Source organism: Halomonas colorata (genome assembly GCF_014897985.1).
Classification (GTDB): domain Bacteria; phylum Pseudomonadota; class Gammaproteobacteria; order Pseudomonadales; family Halomonadaceae; genus Vreelandella; species Vreelandella colorata.
The window spans coordinates 39,732-55,474 of the sequence record NZ_JABUZA010000010.1 but is presented as its reverse complement, the minus strand read 5'-3'; the positions used below and the strand labels follow the sequence as shown (position 1 = coordinate 55,474).

15 protein-coding genes are annotated in these 15,743 nt (G+C 58.6%); 8 read left to right on the top strand and 7 right to left on the bottom strand.

Features of this window, described 5'->3' with window-relative positions; genetic code table 11:
• Window positions 1–158 precede the first annotated feature (158 nt).
• From INT33_RS07515 to INT33_RS07505, 3 genes are read left to right on the top strand one after another with little or no spacing between them, the layout of a single operon-like run.
• Entirely contained in the window at window positions 159–1,652 is a 1,494-nt protein-coding gene (locus tag INT33_RS07515; RefSeq protein WP_193091520.1) for a sugar ABC transporter ATP-binding protein, read from the top strand.
• Entirely contained in the window at window positions 1,588–2,676 is a 1,089-nt protein-coding gene (locus INT33_RS07510; RefSeq protein WP_319643920.1) for an ABC transporter permease, read from the top strand. Before INT33_RS07515 ends, INT33_RS07510 begins: the two co-directional genes overlap by 65 nt.
• Window positions 2,677–2,718: 42 nt before the next feature.
• Window positions 2,719–3,816, top strand: a complete 1,098-nt coding sequence (locus INT33_RS07505) for a substrate-binding domain-containing protein (RefSeq protein ID WP_226940106.1) — start codon at window positions 2,719–2,721, stop codon at window positions 3,814–3,816.
• A gap of 86 nt (window positions 3,817–3,902) precedes the next feature.
• Here INT33_RS07505 and mtnK read toward each other — a convergent pair whose 3' ends face one another.
• The 3 genes from mtnK to INT33_RS07490 form a co-directional block, all read right to left on the bottom strand.
• On the bottom strand, window positions 3,903–5,180 hold the full coding sequence (gene mtnK, locus INT33_RS07500) for an S-methyl-5-thioribose kinase (protein WP_193091519.1): 1,278 nt from the start codon (window positions 5,178–5,180) through the stop codon (window positions 3,903–3,905).
• A gap of 81 nt (window positions 5,181–5,261) precedes the next feature.
• Window positions 5,262–6,506, bottom strand: a complete 1,245-nt coding sequence (locus INT33_RS07495) for a GGDEF domain-containing protein (RefSeq protein WP_192538141.1) — start codon at window positions 6,504–6,506, stop codon at window positions 5,262–5,264.
• Between the two features lie 188 nt (window positions 6,507–6,694).
• Window positions 6,695–7,450: a DeoR/GlpR family DNA-binding transcription regulator gene (locus tag INT33_RS07490; RefSeq protein ID WP_192538140.1), complete on the bottom strand. Its 756-nt coding sequence runs from the start codon at window positions 7,448–7,450 to the stop codon at window positions 6,695–6,697.
• A gap of 145 nt (window positions 7,451–7,595) precedes the next feature.
• On the opposite strand from INT33_RS07490, the gene INT33_RS07485 reads away from it, so the two are divergent.
• From INT33_RS07485 to INT33_RS07465, 5 genes are read left to right on the top strand one after another with little or no spacing between them, the layout of a single operon-like run.
• Complete coding sequence (locus INT33_RS07485; RefSeq protein ID WP_192538139.1) at window positions 7,596–8,588, top strand: ABC transporter substrate-binding protein; 993 nt, start codon at window positions 7,596–7,598, stop codon at window positions 8,586–8,588.
• Between the two features lie 2 nt (window positions 8,589–8,590).
• Window positions 8,591–10,291 carry an ABC transporter permease gene (locus INT33_RS07480; RefSeq protein ID WP_192538138.1) on the top strand — a complete coding sequence of 567 codons (1,701 nt, stop codon included), beginning with the start codon at window positions 8,591–8,593 and terminating at the stop codon, window positions 10,289–10,291.
• Window positions 10,279–11,325, top strand: a complete 1,047-nt coding sequence (locus INT33_RS07475) for an ABC transporter ATP-binding protein (RefSeq protein ID WP_193091518.1) — start codon at window positions 10,279–10,281, stop codon at window positions 11,323–11,325. Before INT33_RS07480 ends, INT33_RS07475 begins: the two co-directional genes overlap by 13 nt.
• Window positions 11,322–12,425, top strand: a complete 1,104-nt coding sequence (locus tag INT33_RS07470; RefSeq protein ID WP_193091517.1) for an MBL fold metallo-hydrolase — start codon at window positions 11,322–11,324, stop codon at window positions 12,423–12,425. The genes INT33_RS07475 and INT33_RS07470 overlap by 4 nt, the downstream gene beginning before the upstream one ends.
• Window positions 12,422–12,871, top strand: a complete 450-nt coding sequence (locus INT33_RS07465) for a phosphatase domain-containing protein (protein WP_192538135.1) — start codon at window positions 12,422–12,424, stop codon at window positions 12,869–12,871. Before INT33_RS07470 ends, INT33_RS07465 begins: the two co-directional genes overlap by 4 nt.
• 36 nt (window positions 12,872–12,907) lie before the next feature.
• On the opposite strand, the gene INT33_RS07460 is transcribed toward INT33_RS07465, so the two are convergent.
• From INT33_RS07460 to INT33_RS07445, 4 genes are read right to left on the bottom strand one after another with little or no spacing between them, the layout of a single operon-like run.
• Window positions 12,908–13,081 (bottom strand): DUF1289 domain-containing protein, encoded by a 174-nt coding sequence (locus INT33_RS07460; RefSeq protein WP_192538134.1) that lies wholly within the window; start codon window positions 13,079–13,081, stop codon window positions 12,908–12,910.
• Complete coding sequence (locus INT33_RS07455; RefSeq protein ID WP_192538133.1) at window positions 13,081–13,446, bottom strand: hypothetical protein; 366 nt, start codon at window positions 13,444–13,446, stop codon at window positions 13,081–13,083. Before INT33_RS07455 ends, INT33_RS07460 begins: the two co-directional genes overlap by 1 nt.
• A gap of 53 nt (window positions 13,447–13,499) precedes the next feature.
• Window positions 13,500–14,666, bottom strand: coding sequence for an MFS transporter (locus INT33_RS07450; protein WP_192538132.1), 1,167 nt, complete (start codon window positions 14,664–14,666; stop codon window positions 13,500–13,502).
• A complete protein-coding gene (locus INT33_RS07445; RefSeq protein WP_192538131.1) occupies window positions 14,657–15,697 on the bottom strand; it encodes a GlxA family transcriptional regulator in 1,041 nt (346 codons plus the stop codon). The genes INT33_RS07450 and INT33_RS07445 overlap by 10 nt, the downstream gene beginning before the upstream one ends.
• Window positions 15,698–15,743 lie beyond the last annotated feature (46 nt).

The window sequence follows — 15,743 nt, the reverse complement described above, 5'->3', positions numbered from 1 at the left end:
TAACAAAAAGGACGCGGGTTCAATTCCCGCGTCCTTTTTGCGCTGGCCTCAGTGCTTTTCATGCTTGCCACATGGCCTGCCACAGCGATTGACTTTCCACCCCCCTTTACCGATGATCTTGCGCCCTTCACAGCGTATGCCTACCAAGGAGAACCGTCTTGCAAGCGAGCGTGCTTGATATCCAGGGGATTCATAAATCCTTTGGGAACAATCAGGTCTTGCGTGGCATTGATATGCGTATCAATGCTGGCGAAGTCGTCGTACTGATGGGCGCCAACGGGGCTGGCAAGTCAACCCTGGTCAAGGTGCTCAGCGGCTACCACGCGGCCGACCACGGCCAGATGCAGCTTGCTGGCAAACCTTATAGCCCGCGCGATGCACGCGAGGCAATCCACCAGGGCGTGGTGACCGTACATCAATCCATCGATGACGGCGTCATCCCCGACCTGGATGTAGTCAACAACCTGATGCTGGATAGATTAGCCTCCGGCGCAAACGGCTTATGGATCAGCGCCAGAAAACTCCGCCAGCAGGCAAGCGAAGTGGCCGACGCCATGGGGCTGGATATCGACCTGAACGCCCGCGTTGCCGACCTTTCGGTGGCCGACCGGCAGATGATCAGCATCGCCCGTGCCATGGCCCATGCCCCCAGGCTTTTGATTCTGGATGAGCCGACCTCATCGCTCTCCGCCTCTGAGGCCGAGCGCCTGTTTACGGTAATCGACCGCTTGCGCGTCCAGGGCGTGGCGATTGTGTATATTTCGCACCGCATGTCCGATATCAGACGCCTGGCGGATCGCATCATCTGCCTGCGCGATGGCCAGATCTCCGGTGTATTCGATCAAGCGCCGCTGGATCTCACCGCCGCCGTGCACGCCATGCTGGGCCAGGCGATCAATAATGCCGATATCGAACCGGCAACCCCGGGCGCGCCTATCCTGACCTTGCAAAATGTCGAACTGGCTCAAGGGGCGGCACCGGTCAGTTTGAGCGTGGGTGACGGCGAAGTTGTCGCGTTTACCGGCCTGCTGGGCAGCGGAATGTCGGCGCTTGTCGAGACGCTGTTCGGGTTGCGTCCTTTAAGCAGCGGTACCATGCAGGTCGATGGTCAGCCCTATGCGCCCGTTAATGTACGTGAAGCGCTTGCCCGAGGTGTGTTCATGTCGGTAAAAGACAGGGCGACCAACGGCGTGATCGGGGATTTCAATATCGCCGATAATATGACGCTGCCGTTTTTAAAAACCTTTACCCGCGGAGCCTTCCTGAGCGCCCGTCAGCAGCGCGCCAGTACCAAGCAGATGATTGCCCAGCTGGGGATTGTCTGCCAATCCCACGCGGATTCGATTGGCACGCTTTCCGGGGGCAACCAGCAAAAGGTCATGATCGGGCGCTGGCTTCAATCGCCCAGTCGCGTGTTACTGCTGGATGAGCCCTTTCAAGGCGTGGATATCGGGGCCCGGCAGGATATAGGCCGCCATATCCGAGCGACCGCCAAAGGGCGCGCAACGCTGGTGTTTGTCTCTGAACTAGACGAGGCGATTGAAATCGCTGACCGAATTATTGTGTTACATGAAGGAGCCATTGCTGGTGAGCAATCCAACCGAGATATCGACCTCAACGCCCTCGTCGCCCAGGCCTCCGGCAAAGCCTAACGCCAGCGCCGCGAAAGCCCGCTGCCTGGAGTTGGCCATTCGCTACGGTTTCTTGCTGTTGCTGGTGGCGCTGGTGGTTTACTTCAGCCTGGCAGCCTCGGGCTTTGCGAACCCGCGTTCGGCGGTATTTGTGCTTCAATCTGTGGCGATTACCGGCATTCTGGCACTGGGCGTGACCACCACACTGGTGGTAGGCGGGTTTGATCTATCCATCGGTGCCGTGGCCACCACCTCGTTGATGCTGGCGGCGTACTGCATGGTGGTGCTTGAGCAGCCCGCCTATGTGGCCGTGGCGGTGTGTCTGTTGATGGGTGCGTTCATCGGGCTTATTAACGGTCTGCTGATCGTCAAGTTCCGCATCCCTGACCTGCTGGCCACCCTGGGCATGATGTTTTTGCTGATTGGCCTTCAGCGCATTCCTACCCAAGGCAACTCTATCGCCACCGGCATGTCGCTGGCCGATGGTTCCACTGCGGAAGGCACGTTCTCGGCGGCGTTTCTGTGGCTGGGCAGGCACCGCTTTGATCTGATTCTGGAGCGTTTGATTCCGGTGCCGGTGGTGGTGTTTGTACTGATTGCGGTCGCTATCTGGCTGTTTTTAGGCTTTACCCGTCACGGCAGGTTGATGTATGCGATTGGCTCCAATGAGCGTGCGACCGCTCTGGTGGGGGCGCCTGTGGAGCGCTACAAGATCGCGGCGTACATGATTTCTGGCGTTACCGCCTCGATTGGCGGTATTTTGCTGGCCGCCCGTTTAGGCCGGGGCGATATTGCCAGCGGCAATAACCTGCTGCTGGATAGCGTAGCCGCCGCGCTAATTGGCTTTGCCGTACTGGGTGCTGCACGCCCCAACGCATTTGGCACCGCCATGGGTGCGCTTTTTGTGGGGATTTTGCTGCAAGGCATGACGATGATGAATGCACCCTACTACACCCAGGATTTTGTTAAAGGCGCGGTATTGGTGGTGGCACTTATGTTCACCTTTTACCTCTCCTCACGGCGTGGCCAATCAGGCCGTCATTAATAACGCTTCAATACTAAAAATGTTAACAACGGGGATACCGCTATGCTTAAACACCTTGTACTTAAAAACCTTGTTCTTAAAAACTGTGCACTTAAACACCGTATGTTCAAACGCTTTGCGGTCAGTTTTACCGCCGCCATGGCGCTACTGGGAACCAGCCTGGCAACCGCTGAGGAGCGCCCGGCACCCTTTGATGCGCCGGAAGATGTCACCATCGCGCTTATCCGCTACATCTCCACGGGCGATTTCTTCCAGGCCTATCTGTCGGGTGCAGAGGCGCAAGCCGCTGCGCTGGGTGTGAACCTTCGCGTGCTGGATAGCCGCCAGGATGCAGCCCTGCAGGCAGATATGGTGGACCAGGCCATCGCGCTCGGCGTGGACGGCATCATCATTCAGCACGGGCTGCCGGAGTCCATGAAAGACGCTGCCCAGCGCGCTGTAGAGGCGGGTATTGATGTCGTCGCGTTCGACGTGGAAGTGGACAACCCCGCTATCCCGCAAGTCGAGCAGTCCGATTACCTGCTGGGCGAGATGGCGCTTGACCAGGCACTACAAGACAACGGCGACCGCTTTACCGCAGGTTATGTCTACGTGCCGGGTATCGCCCCGCTTGATCGGCGTAACGCCGCCTGGGAAGACTTTAAAGAAGCTCACCCCGGTGTGACCGAAGCCGCCGTATTCGGCACGCTGGACAACCCGATCGCCAACTCGGTTGCCAATCAGGCCCGCGCGGTAATTCAGGCCAACCCGATGATTAACGTCTTCTTCGCGCCCTACAACGAGTTTGCAGCAGGCGTGAAAATAGCGGTGGATGAAATGGGTCTGGGTGAGGATATCGCTATTTATTCAGCCGATATCTCCACCTCCGACATTGCCGCCATGCGTGAACCCGGCTCGCCCTGGGCCGCAACAGTTGCCACCAATCCAACGGTGGTAGGCGAAGTCTCGGTACGTACGCTGGCGCTACTCATGGCCGGTGAAGCGCCGGGCCAGCAGGTTATCGTGCCACCCACACTAATTACCCAAGACTTTTTGAACGATAACGCCATCACCAACATGGAAACGCTGGGCGAAAATATGCCGCAGTTCTCCCATGCCGAGGTGGCGCTTGCCGATTGGCTGCCCCTGCCTGAGCGTTAATCCTGGCGAGTCATACAACAGCCATTCAAAAGCCGCGGACCTAGTGTCCGCGGCTTTTTTATAGCACGCCTTTTATAGAAGGCTGTTTATAAAACTTCCTGGCGGTTATACGCCTGGGCCAATTCAATAAGCGCAGGTATTTCACGTACCGCGTCAGGCTCCATAATCAGCGCCTGGCCCATCAGCACATTGCGGGCTTCTAGCCTGGCACGTAGTGCAGTGTCTTCGATCTCTTCGAAGTCGGCATTATGGGCCAGTGACAGCACCCGACGGTGCATCTCGATACCGCAGTAGGCCAGCGCGTCCAGGCGAATTTCCTCCAGCAACGCATCGCAGGCGTCGTCTGCGCTGTTGCCCTGGTCTTCAAACAGCGCCCTGGGGAACAGAATGCCGGTGCGCTCGGTTTGCCATAAGTGGCGGAACTCGGCATCGAAGCTTGTGAAACACGCCTCGATGACGTCGAGAATCCACGCCTGGTAATCGTCCAGATCATCATCCTGGCGGTGGGCAGGCTGACTAAAGTACGCCATCAGGAAATTGGCTACGGCCATTCCCAAATCAAACGCCATCGGCCCGTACTGGGAGAACTCAGGATCGATCACGCGTATGTCGGTGTCGGTCGCCATGATCGAGCCCGAGTGCAAATCACCGTGGAGCATAGTTTCGGTGTTGGCGGTGAACTTCATCAATAGCCGCTGAACCTTGGCTTTTAAACGCGCATTGCGGCGCAACTCGTCCACCACCGGCGAAAGCTCCGGCGTGTGGTGATTCATCTCGGCGCCGTAATAAGGGTCGGTGAATACTAACGCTTCGGTAATCGCGGGAATCGCTACGTTGCCGGAGAAAAGGCCAACATCCTGCTTTTTCTCAGGGCTTGGCAGAGAAAGCTCTGAGCCACGAAATGCCGTGCGCGCACAAAACTGGCCGATGGTTTCACCCAAGCGCGCCACGCGTTCGCCCTTGATCAGCTTACGGCGCAAAATCGTGTGCGGGTAAAGGTACTCCATCACAAACAGGGCCTGAGGCTTATCGAAATAAAACACCTCCGGCGCAATGTTGGGGGCACGCTTGGCCTGGCGCACCAGGGCGTAATACTCGAAATGCGCGCGATAAAGCGGCAGCGGCCAGCTTTCGCCCACCATGCGCACGTAGGGCAGCGCCTGCTTGACCACCACACTGCCCGTGGTACCTGTCACGATAAACACCAGGTTCAGGTTGCCATCGCCCACCTCGCGAATTTCCCAGCGGAGCGGGTCGCCGCCAACCCGCTGGGCAACGGCCTCGATCTCACCCAGGCGTTTGCCCAGTGTATCGACACTTAACGCTTCATAGCGCGTGGATTCTTCGCGTTGGTCGTGCTGCACGGCGTGCTCCTCAGAGTTTTTGCGTATTTGTCCTTACTAACCGGGCCGTTGTCAAATCAGCGCGGCGCAAAAGCGAGCCCGCTATTTAGAAATACGGCCTAATCTATCGGCGGCTTCGTGCTTAAGACGCCACTCTTTACCAGCTACCCAGGTACAGTTACGGCCTTGCTGCTTGGCTTTATAGAGCGCGGCATCGGCCATACCCAAAAGTTCAGCCGACTGTAGGCTATCGCTGGGATACACCGTTGCCACACCGATGCTGACGGTAATGACACTCTGCAACGAGTAACCGTGATTGGAAATTTGCAGCGCCTCGATAGTATGACGAATGCGTTCCGCCATTTGCTGAGCGGCAGTGGGCGCTGCACTTGTCATCAGCAGTACGAACTCTTCACCTCCAAAGCGGGCTACCAACTCAGCGTCCCGACTCTCGTGTTGCATGGCTGCCGCCACCTGACGCAAGCACTCGTCTCCCTGCAAATGGCCGTAGTAATCGTTGTAGGCTTTGAAGTAATCAATGTCGATCACCATCAAACCCAGGCAAGTGCGCTGCTCAGCAGCATCCTGCCAACATGCGGTCAGCCTCGCGTCGAACTGGCGCCGATTGGCAATATTGGTCAGCGGGTCAGTCAGCGATAGCTTAGACAGCTTCTGATTATCTTCCTGATAGTAGCCCGCGCGAATCCTTTCTCTTAGCACTAGCAGGTACGACTTGCGTTCGCTACGCTCAAGGCGATAGTTGGTGACCAGGGTAAACAGCGTTGTGGTAAACATGCCCAGCATTGCTAGGTGCTTTGCCTCTCGCGGCATAGGCTCGTAATCCGCTACAAATATCAACATAACCAAAATGCTGACGGCCGATGAGAGACAGGCGTACGAAAAGCGCAGCGGGAAGAAGATATTGCCTGCCACCAGGATAAGGCCGAAGGAAAAAACGTCGAAATAAGAATAGGGCGCGGTGGAGGCCGTAAGAATCACGCAGGAAACCAACATCGTCAATACTACGACGCTGGCCATTAGCATCTCTCGCACAGCGGGCCGAACGCCTCGGCAAATCAGCCAAAAAATAGGCAGAGTGAAAACAATAATGGACCCCAGGCGAAGCAGCAGAATTTGCGTGAATATCTCTGGGCGAAAGCTGTAATCATTGATTAGAAAAAGGAAGTAGATGGGAATGGCGATGAGCCCGGCCACGACAATGGTATGGCTTCGACGCCGCTGGGTGTCTGCTTCGAAACGTGCTTCAAGCATCTTGGCAAAGCGCAGCCGAAAACGCCTCCTTTTCAACTCAGCTTCTATGGCTTCAAGTAGCGCGTCGTTGATCATTACCAGCCCTCTTGCCACAAAAAGTCTATCTGCGTATTGCGTTACTGCTCACTATACCTGGGGGTAGTTTGGCACATTAAACGTCTCCGGTGATGAACAATCTTGTCAACGTAACAGGGAGGGAATGCATAGACTTTTTGCTCTGGGCAAGAAGCCAAAGCAGCGCCTGCAGAGCACTTAATGTCTGTTTATATCAAAAATCTCACCCCCTGCGCGGCCAGCGGACTACGCAATCGGTCGGGTAATGCTGCATCGGTTATCACCGCGTCATAGTCGGCCAGCTGCCCGGCGGCGCAGCGCAGCGGTAAATCAAACTTGGTGCTATCCAGCACCAGAACGCGAAAGGCTGCATTGGCCAACAGCGCTTCACGGGCCATGACCTCATCGTCGTTGTAGTCGAAAAGATTGCCGTGAGCATCCATCCCGCCTACCGAGACAATGCCTACATCCGCTCGGTAGCGTTGAAAAAAGCGCCACGCATCCCCGCCAATCACGTCCTGATCGCGGCGGCGCACCCGGCCGCCTGCCACCACCAGCTCACACTCAAGGGCTGAAAGCTTGATAAGCGCGTGGAGATTATTGGTCATGATATGCAGGCCCTGTTTATCGTGCAGCGCGTCGGCCAGCTGTTCAACGGTGGTGCCGGTGCCTAGAAACAGCGACTGATGATGCTGAATCAACGAGGCGGCCTGGCGGGCAATATGGCGTTTTCCGGCTTCGTTGACGATCTGGCGCTGGTCGTAGCCGATATTTTCGCGGTCGGGAAACGGCAGTACCTCACCGTGGCGCCGCAGCACCATGCCTTTTTCGGCAAGAAAGCGAATATCGCCGCGCAGGGTTTGTACGGACACCCCAAACTGATCAGCCAGCGCCTCCAGCGAATGGCGCCCCTCTTGGCGTACGCGCTCAAGCAGCGCTCGGCGGCGCTCGTTTAGCCCCTTCATTTTGCTCTCATCTCCCCTCTTTTTTGTTAACGAAAGACTTTCCGATATGTACGAAAGCTCGCCCCCTTCAAACGAAAGCGTACTGTCATGATGCTGTAAGGTGATGACAGTAGTGTGAGCAGGGTCACTCACAGGAGACCTTCTGATGCTTAAGCGCTCACTCTGCACCGCCATCGCTCTTACCACCACGATGGCAGGCCTGGCTCTTTCAGCCAACGCCGTTGCCGACGACAAGCTCGTGCTCTATACCAGCCAGCCCAACAGCGACGCCCAGCAAACGGTCGATGCGTTCCAGGCCGCCTATCCGGATATCGAGGTAGAGTGGGTACGCGACGGCACCACGCGGTTGATGACCCGCCTGCGCTCCGAGCTTGCCGCTGGGGTCAGTAACCCCGATGTGCTGCTGATCGCCGACAGCATGACCATGGAGTCGTTAAAGCAGGAAGGCCAACTTCAGGCTTATTTGAGCCCTAATCGTGAAGCCTTTGATGCCGAGCTTTTTGACCCCGAAGGCTTCTACTACGGCACCAAACTGATCACCACCGGCATCGTGTACAACACCGGCGCTGACGAGCAGCCGCAAAGCTGGCAGGACCTGCTCAAGCCTGAATATGAAGGTCTGGTCACGATGCCAAGCCCGCTTTATTCGGGGGCTGCCCTGATTCATATGGCGGCGATTAGTGAGAACCCTGACCTGGGTGAGAGCTATTACGATGCCCTGCATGACAACCGCACCGAAGCCCAGGGCGGTAACGGCGGTGTGTTCAACGCAGTGGCAGCCGGCACCAAGCCTTACGGCATCGTGGTGGATTTCCTGCCCATCCGCGAAGCGGCCAAAGGTTCACCGGTCGAGTTTGTCTTCCCTGAAGAGGGTGTGAGTGCAGTCACCGAACCTGTCGCCATTATGGCAGGTGCCAAGAACGTGGATGCGGCGCAGAAGTTTGTCGATTTCGTGCTCTCGGAAGAAGGTCAGCAGCTGGTCAGCGAGCAGGGGTATCTGCCTGCCCACCCGGGTGTTGCGCCGCCGGAAGGCTTCCCCGCCCGCGACACCATCGAGCTGATGTCCGTCGATATCGCCCAGGCGCTTGAGCAGGAAGAAGCCCTGAAACAGCGCTTCAGCGACCTGTTCGGCGGCTGATCATGTCACCGAGTCTTACCCAAGGCAGCCAGCACCGCTGGCTGCTTACCCTTTTGACGCTTACCGTGGTCCTGCTGAGCCTGGCGCCTAGCCTACGCCTTTTGGTCGAAGCGTTAAGCGATTTGACCCAAGGGGGCAACGCGCCGCTATGGCGCGTGCTCCAGTCTGCGAGCACCTGGCGAGCGCTGTCACACAGCCTGTATACCTCGGGGCTGGGCATGCTGATTGCCCTTGCGCTGGGCAGCCTGTTTGCATTCGTGATTACCCTGACCGACATTCGCGGCAAGGCATGGCTGGTGTTCTGCTTTATGCTGCCGATGATGATTCCGCCCCAGGTCACGGCGCTTAGCTGGCTACAGCTATTTGGCCCGGCAAGCCCGTTACTCAAAAGCATCGGCATGGCACCGCCGCTGGGCAGCCCACAGCCGCTCTACTCGGCGGAAGGCATCGCCCTGCTGTTAGGTATTCAAAGTGCCCCGCTGGTGTTTTTAGCGCTGCGCACGTCACTACTTTCCTTACCACGCGAGCTTGTCGAAGCTGCTCGCATCAGCGGTGCCCGGCAGAATCAGGTGTGGCGGCATATCGTACTTCCCGTGACGAGAAGCGGTCTGGTAGCCGGTAGCGCCATGGCGTTTATCTCAAGCCTGGGTAACTTCGGCATCCCGGCCATGCTGGGCATTCCGGCAGGCTATTACGTGCTGCCTACGCTGATCTATCAGCGCATGGCCAGTTTTGGCACCGGTGTACTGGCTGAGATGGCCGCCCTTTCACTATTGATTGGTGTGCTGGCGCTGGCGGGTGTGGCGCTTCAGCAACACTGGATGGGCCGCAGCCGTTTCGGGCTGGTGGGCCATAGCGGACGCGCCCATGATTTCTCACTCGGCCGCTTTCGTGCGCTGGTCACGGTGCTGCTGGTCAGCGTGTTGCTGGTCATTCTTGTCGCGCCGCTGGTGGCGCTGGTGGTCAGCTCGCTGGTGCCGGCCATGGGCGTACCGCTCAATGCCGATACCGCCACGCTGAACGCCTACCATGAAGTGATTGGCCGCCAGGGCGCCACGTGGCGCGCCATGCGCAATAGCTTTTGGCTTGCCGGTGGCGCAGCCGTGGTGCTCATGCTGTGCAGCCTGCCGCTGGCCTACCGCCTCCAGCGGCTTCCAGCGCGCCTGCAAAACCTGACGTTGAGCATTATCGAGCTGCCTTACGCCCTGCCCGGCGTGGTACTGGCGATTGCCTGCATACTGCTGTTCGTGCGGCCACTGCCCATTATCAACGTGGCGCTTTACGGCACGCTGGGGCTGATCTTCGTGGCTTATCTGGCGCGTTTTCTGGTGGTGTGCTTAAAGCCGGTCAGCGCAAGCCTTGCACAGCTTGACCCTTCCCTTGAAGAAGCCGCCCAGCTCGCCGGTGCCGGCCCTTGGCGTCGCCTTTCCACTATCGTGATGCCGCTGATTGCACCTGCGCTGTTTGCCGGGGGCTTGCTGGTATTTCTGCTGGCCGTCAACGAGCTGACCGTCTCGGCACTGCTATGGAGCGCCGGTAACGAAACCCTGGGCGTGCTGATTTTTAACCTCGATGAAGGTGGCGAAAGCGTTCTAGCCTCGGCGGTGTCCGTGCTGGTCGTGCTGATGGTCGCTTCACTCATGCTCTCGCTTAGCCTTCTGGCCCCGCGTTTACCCAAAGGAGTCGTGCCATGGCAGGGCTAACCCTTAAGCAAGTCACCAAGCAGTTTGGCGAACACAAAGCCGTGGATGGGCTTTCATTAACGGTTGAGCCGGGTGAGTTTGTCGCCCTGCTCGGCCCCAGCGGCTGCGGCAAAACCACCATGCTGCGCATGCTGGCCGGGTTCGAGCAGGTAAGTGGCGGTGAAATCCATCTGGGCGATCAGCTTCTGGCAAGCGAGCAGCACCACGTGCTCCCCGAGCAGCGCAACATGGCCATGGTGTTTCAATCCTACGCGCTGTGGCCGCATATGAGTGTTGCCGATAACGTCGGCTACCCGCTTAAACTACGCGGCGTGCGCGGGGCGGATTATCAGCACCGCGTTGAGCAGGCGCTTTCTCTAGTGGCGCTTGAGCCCTACGCCCAGCGCACGCCGCAGGATTTAAGCGGCGGTCAGCGCCAGCGCGTGGCACTCGCCCGCTGCCTGGTCACCGACCCGTCAGTGGTGCTTCTAGATGAGCCATTGGCGAACCTGGACCGCCACCTGCGCGCATCCATGGAGCACAGCTTTGCGGATTTCCACCGCCGCACCGAAGCCACCATGGTCTACGTCACCCATGATCAAAGCGAAGCCATGGCGCTTGCTGACCGTATCGCAGTGATGCAGGCGGGCAAGCTGGTGCAGTGGGCCACGCCTGAAACGCTCTACCGCGAGCCGCGTACGTCCTGGGTGGCAAGCTTTATCGGCCAGGGCAGCCAGTTGATGATAAGTACCGGCGCACCGGGCAGGCGCCTTGGCGGCCATGAGCTGATGCAGGGGCTAGCGTCTCCCGCTGCCCAGCGTCATCAGGCGGTGCTGGTGCGCCCGGAACATATTCAGGTGCACCCCGAAGCGCCCAGCCAGCAGGATTTAACCGCTCGTATTGAGCGCCAGACCTTTCGTGGCGAGCGCTATGAGCTTCACCTGCGCATGGCCGGTGGCGAAACGCTGCTCGCCTATCATCCCCACGCCCTGAAATTGGGCCAGCAGGTAGCGCTGACGCTCCTGGAAGGCTGGTGTCTGGAGCCCGACCAATGAGCGCCAGCATCAACATGTTAAGCGGCCTGGGCGATAAAGGCCCCGCAGCCATTGTGGTGGAGGCCAACGGCAAGCGGCTTCTGCTGGATGCAGGTGGTGCGCTGCACCCGGGCGAGCCGGTCACCTGGGCACGCGGGCTTGATGTCGATGCGGTGATTATCAGCCATGACCATATCGATCATATTGGCGGCGTCAGCGAGCTGCCCGCTACGCTGCCGCTTTACTGCACGCCTCTGGTAGCTCAAGCGCTCCCCAACGGGCGCGCCTGGCAGCCGCTACCCGAACGCGGCACCTGCCAGATCGCCGGTATTCCGGTGACCACCGGGCAGGCGGGCCATTCGTTGGGCGGGGTATGGATTCATCTGGATGTGGCAGGCGGCATTTTCTATAGCGGTGACGCCTGCTTTGAGTCCCGGCTGTTTCCGTTTGATACGCCGCCACCGGCGCAAATTGCGCTGCTTGATGCGTCCTACGGCACCTACGATCAACCCCAGCAGGCATGTGTGGATGCTATCAGCGCACACTTGGACCGCCCTCTGGTTTTCCCGGTGCCTGAAACGGGCCGGGCGCTTGAGATGGCGCTCTGGCTAGCCGAAGAGGCGGATGCTCGCGGGCTTTCGCTTGCCATTGACCCGATTATTCGCGCCAATCTGCAAACCCTGCTGGCGCTCCCCGCTACGCTACGCCGTTCCCATGTGGATAAAAGAATAGAAGCGATTCTAGTGCGCCCCGATGCTTCCCAGCCAAGCCTCAACCTGATCAGTGATCGTGACGACACAGCTGCCATGTGGCCAGGTTTTCACTTATTGCACACCGGTTACCTGACGCCTTCGCGCTGCGCCGAACTGGCCGCTGGCGACATTCTCTGGCAGCGCTGGAATGTGCATCTACGCGCCTCGCATCTGGTTGGGCTTGCCGATCAGCTAAACGCCGAACGTGTGGTGCCGCTGTTTACTCATTTATCCGACCCGGCTCTTAGCAACTGGCGCACGTTACTCGGTGCGCGTCTCGCCACACAAAAGACCCTGTTCTTGAATACTGACGCCTTGAATACGCACGTTTTAAATGCCAACACCTTAAATAACAGGAGCCTTGCATGACCCACGCCGTGATTGTCGATGTTGACGGTACGTTAGCTGAATTTCACCCCACAAAAGTACACGAATGGGTGCTGGGCCCCGCCAAGCAGTGGGACCCCTTCTTTGCGTTTATGGCCGAAGCGCCGGTGATCGAACCGGTCGCCCGGCTGGTGAAATTATTGAAAGCCCAGGGGCAGCAGATCATCATTTGCAGCGGCCGCCCGGACACTCACCGAGATCATACTCATGAATGGCTGACCCGCAACGCCATACCGTTTGACGCCATGTACCTGCGCCCGGATGGCCATGACCACGTGGATGATGAAGCGGTCAAGGAAGCCCTGCTCAGCACCATGCGCGAAGACGGCTTCGAGCCCTGGCTGGTGCTGGATGACCGCGATGCGGTAGTCGCCCAGTGGCGCGCGCTGGGCCTTACCTGCCTGCAATGCGCCCCGGGTGATTTTTAATCGAGCGCCGTCCGAATGATGTATCCCTAAAGCCCGCTACTTGTTGAGCTTCTTGTAACGCTGTTCGGCCCGTTTGATGGTGGCGATTTTTTCGGGCCGCTTCATGGATTTCCAGTGGCGAATTTCTTCAATACTTCGCCCACAGCCGGTGCACATGCCGCCTTTCAACTGACAGGCGGCGATGCAGGGGCTGTCGATTTTCTTGGCCATCAGTGCCTCACGCTTCGCGCGCGCAGACGGCGCTGCCAGTCACCGCCGTGGGCGCGCTGGCACGCCTGCTCACTATCGAAGTCGATGTGCTGTGCGATGCTATCCAGCGCCACACCCGCCTCGGCCAAGGCGCTGGCCGTGAAATCATGCAGGCGCTGTTTGGCATCGCCCTTTAGCGCTGAGGCTAAATGGGCATCGGTATCAAATACCCAGATAACCACCAGGCTTTCGGGAAAGTGCTGGTAGTCCACGCAGTGGGTTAGCCAGACAAACCCGGGCACCTCAGCCTTGGCCTGCTCGCAGGCCTCGGTCAAAGAAGCAATGATCTGCCGTTCCAGTTTTCCGCGTTCCCGTTTAGCAATCATGTAAACACCTGACTTAACAAACAAATGGACCTTATTAACTGCGTTATAACATCTTAAGATAACAAGGGCGCGTTTGGCCGTCGTTGCCATATCAATAACACCACTGGCAGTAACGAAACAGGAATCAAGAGCGCATTGAGCATCGCCCAGCCCAGGGTATTAACCAACGGCCCCGCCAGCAGCGCCGTCAAGGCAACCGTACCGAATACCAGAAACTCGTTGGCCGCCTGAGTGCGCGCCTTGTCAGCCGGTTGATAGCTTTGCGTTAATAGGCCGGTAGCGGGCAGGAAGGTAAAATTCCAGCCAAGCCCCAGCAGAATCAGCGCAACGTTAAAGCCAGCAAAACCGGCATCGAACTGGGCGGCGACAGCGCTTGCCACCAGCAGTAAGCAGCCAGCGGCAATCATGCGCGGGGCGCCAAAGCGTGTCGTCAAATGGCCGGTGAAAAACGAGGGCAGGAACATGGCGACCACATGCCACTGAATGGTCGTGGCGACATGGTCAAAACTGTGACCAGCCCCTGCCATCGCCAGCGGTGTTGCGGTCATGGCCAGGTTCATTACGCCGTAGCCGATGGCCGCTGCGCTGACGGCCAGCAGAAAACCAGGCTGACGCAGGATAGCGGACAAAGGCTTTTTCTCGCTCTCTACTGCCTGCACAAAAGCGACCGGCAACCGCGTACAAAGTAATATGCCCAGTGCCAGCGCGTAGAGCACGCCCAGCCCTACGAAGCTACCTAAAAACGGCGTCTCGCTCAGCTCGCGGCTAACGCGGGCAAGCCAGGGGCCTGCAAATGCCGCCAACACTCCGCCGCCCATCACTAAACCAAGCGCTTTATCACGCAGTGCGCTGGGGGCGGCCTCAAGGGCCGCAAAGCGGTAGAGCTGCCCAAAGCCGATACCGATACCAATCAGCCAAGTCGCCAGCAGGAACAGCCCAAAGCTTTGCTGACGTAGCGCCAAAATGGCCACGGCCGTACCCATCAAGCCGATAAGATTGCCCAGCACAAACCCGCGCTTACGCCCCAGCCGCCCCATGATCAGCGAGGCGGGAATGGTGGCACACATCAGCCCCAGCCATTGGCTGGCCACCGGCACAGTGGCCCAGTTAGCCGTTGGTGCCAGCGAGGCGCCAATGAGGGGCGATACGGCAATCAGCAGAATATTGCCGCTGACCAACAACGCCTGACACAGCGATAACAGCGTAACGGTTAATGGCATGGCGATGGCTCCAAAGGCGTAGGCACAAGAGTAGGCGTGAGGGTAGACGTAAGGGCAGACTTAGCCGCCGCGCCGAAGCGCTGGCGATACACAGAAGGGGAAACGCCATAGTAACGCTGAAACTGGCGGCGCAGTTGCTCAGCGCCGCCCAAGCGCCAGCGTTCGGCTAATCGTTCAAGCGACACCGTTTGCTGCTCATCCAGCAGTGCCAAACGTGCCTGCTCCAGGCGCAGCTGGGTCAAGTAAGTAACCGGCGTCGTGGTTAAGTGGCGCTTGAATAGCCGGGTAAGATGACGTGGCGACACCGCCATCAAGGCCGCCATACTTTCCAACGAATGCGCCCCACCAGGGTCGGCATGCAGATGATCCAGCAAACGGCGTAACGGGCCAGCACCTTGCTGGCAGCGAAGAAGTTCGCTGAACTGCGACTGCCCGCCGGGGCGATGCAGAAACATCACCAGCTCCCGCGCCACCCGCCCGGCAAGGTCAGCGCCGTGGTCAGCTTCCACCAGCGAAAGCGCCAGATCGATACCGGCCGTTATCCCGGCACTGGTGTAGCGATCGCCGCTCTGTATATACAGCGCATCAGGCTCAACGCTAAGTGCCGGGTACTCCTCGGCAAGCTGCTCGGCATGGCGCCAATGGGTGGTAACCCGCTTGCCATCTAAAAGCCCGGCGGCAGCCAGCAAGAAAGCCCCTGAGCAGATCGAGCCTAACCGGCGCACGTGAGGCGCCAGCTTACGTAAAAGTGCCAACACGTGTCGGTCCTGACGTAACGCCATCACACCGCTGCCGCCTGCTATCAGCAGTGTATCCAAAGGCAGCAATTGTGGAAGTTCAGCATAGGCGTGGCTGGCATGCACCGCCAGGCCACCGTTGGTCATCACCGGCCCTGGCGCATCGGCGACCAGGGTTAAGCGATACAAGGGTTCCGGGCTTAGCGCGTTGGCGCTGGCAAACACCTGCCAGGGGCCACTGACATCCAGCAATTGGCAGTCGGGGTAAGCTAATAAGGCAATATGGCGCGTCATGTTCTCTCCCGCTCGTTAATAGGGAGAGTTTCCGCTGAGCGCGACG

What these genes read in the sequence shown, in the direction of transcription:
- INT33_RS07490 (WP_192538140.1), bottom strand. Translation starts at nt 7,450, where the DNA reads ATGAAGGGGCTAAACGAGCGCCGCCGAGCGCTGCTTGAGCGCGTACGC.
- INT33_RS07475 (WP_193091518.1), top strand. Translation starts at nt 10,279, where the DNA reads ATGGCAGGGCTAACCCTTAAGCAAGTCACCAAGCAGTTTGGCGAACAC.
- INT33_RS07445 (WP_192538131.1), bottom strand. Translation starts at nt 15,697, where the DNA reads ATGACGCGCCATATTGCCTTATTAGCTTACCCCGACTGCCAATTGCTG.
- INT33_RS07460 (WP_192538134.1), bottom strand. Translation starts at nt 13,081, where the DNA reads ATGGCCAAGAAAATCGACAGCCCCTGCATCGCCGCCTGTCAGTTGAAA.
- INT33_RS07455 (WP_192538133.1), bottom strand. Translation starts at nt 13,446, where the DNA reads ATGATTGCTAAACGGGAACGCGGAAAACTGGAACGGCAGATCATTGCT.
- INT33_RS07495 (WP_192538141.1), bottom strand. Translation starts at nt 6,506, where the DNA reads ATGATCAACGACGCGCTACTTGAAGCCATAGAAGCTGAGTTGAAAAGG.
- INT33_RS07450 (WP_192538132.1), bottom strand. Translation starts at nt 14,666, where the DNA reads ATGCCATTAACCGTTACGCTGTTATCGCTGTGTCAGGCGTTGTTGGTC.
- INT33_RS07480 (WP_192538138.1), top strand. Translation starts at nt 8,591, where the DNA reads ATGTCACCGAGTCTTACCCAAGGCAGCCAGCACCGCTGGCTGCTTACC.
- INT33_RS07505 (WP_226940106.1), top strand. Translation starts at nt 2,719, where the DNA reads ATGCTTAAACACCTTGTACTTAAAAACCTTGTTCTTAAAAACTGTGCA.
- INT33_RS07465 (WP_192538135.1), top strand. Translation starts at nt 12,422, where the DNA reads ATGACCCACGCCGTGATTGTCGATGTTGACGGTACGTTAGCTGAATTT.
- INT33_RS07470 (WP_193091517.1), top strand. Translation starts at nt 11,322, where the DNA reads ATGAGCGCCAGCATCAACATGTTAAGCGGCCTGGGCGATAAAGGCCCC.
- INT33_RS07485 (WP_192538139.1), top strand. Translation starts at nt 7,596, where the DNA reads ATGCTTAAGCGCTCACTCTGCACCGCCATCGCTCTTACCACCACGATG.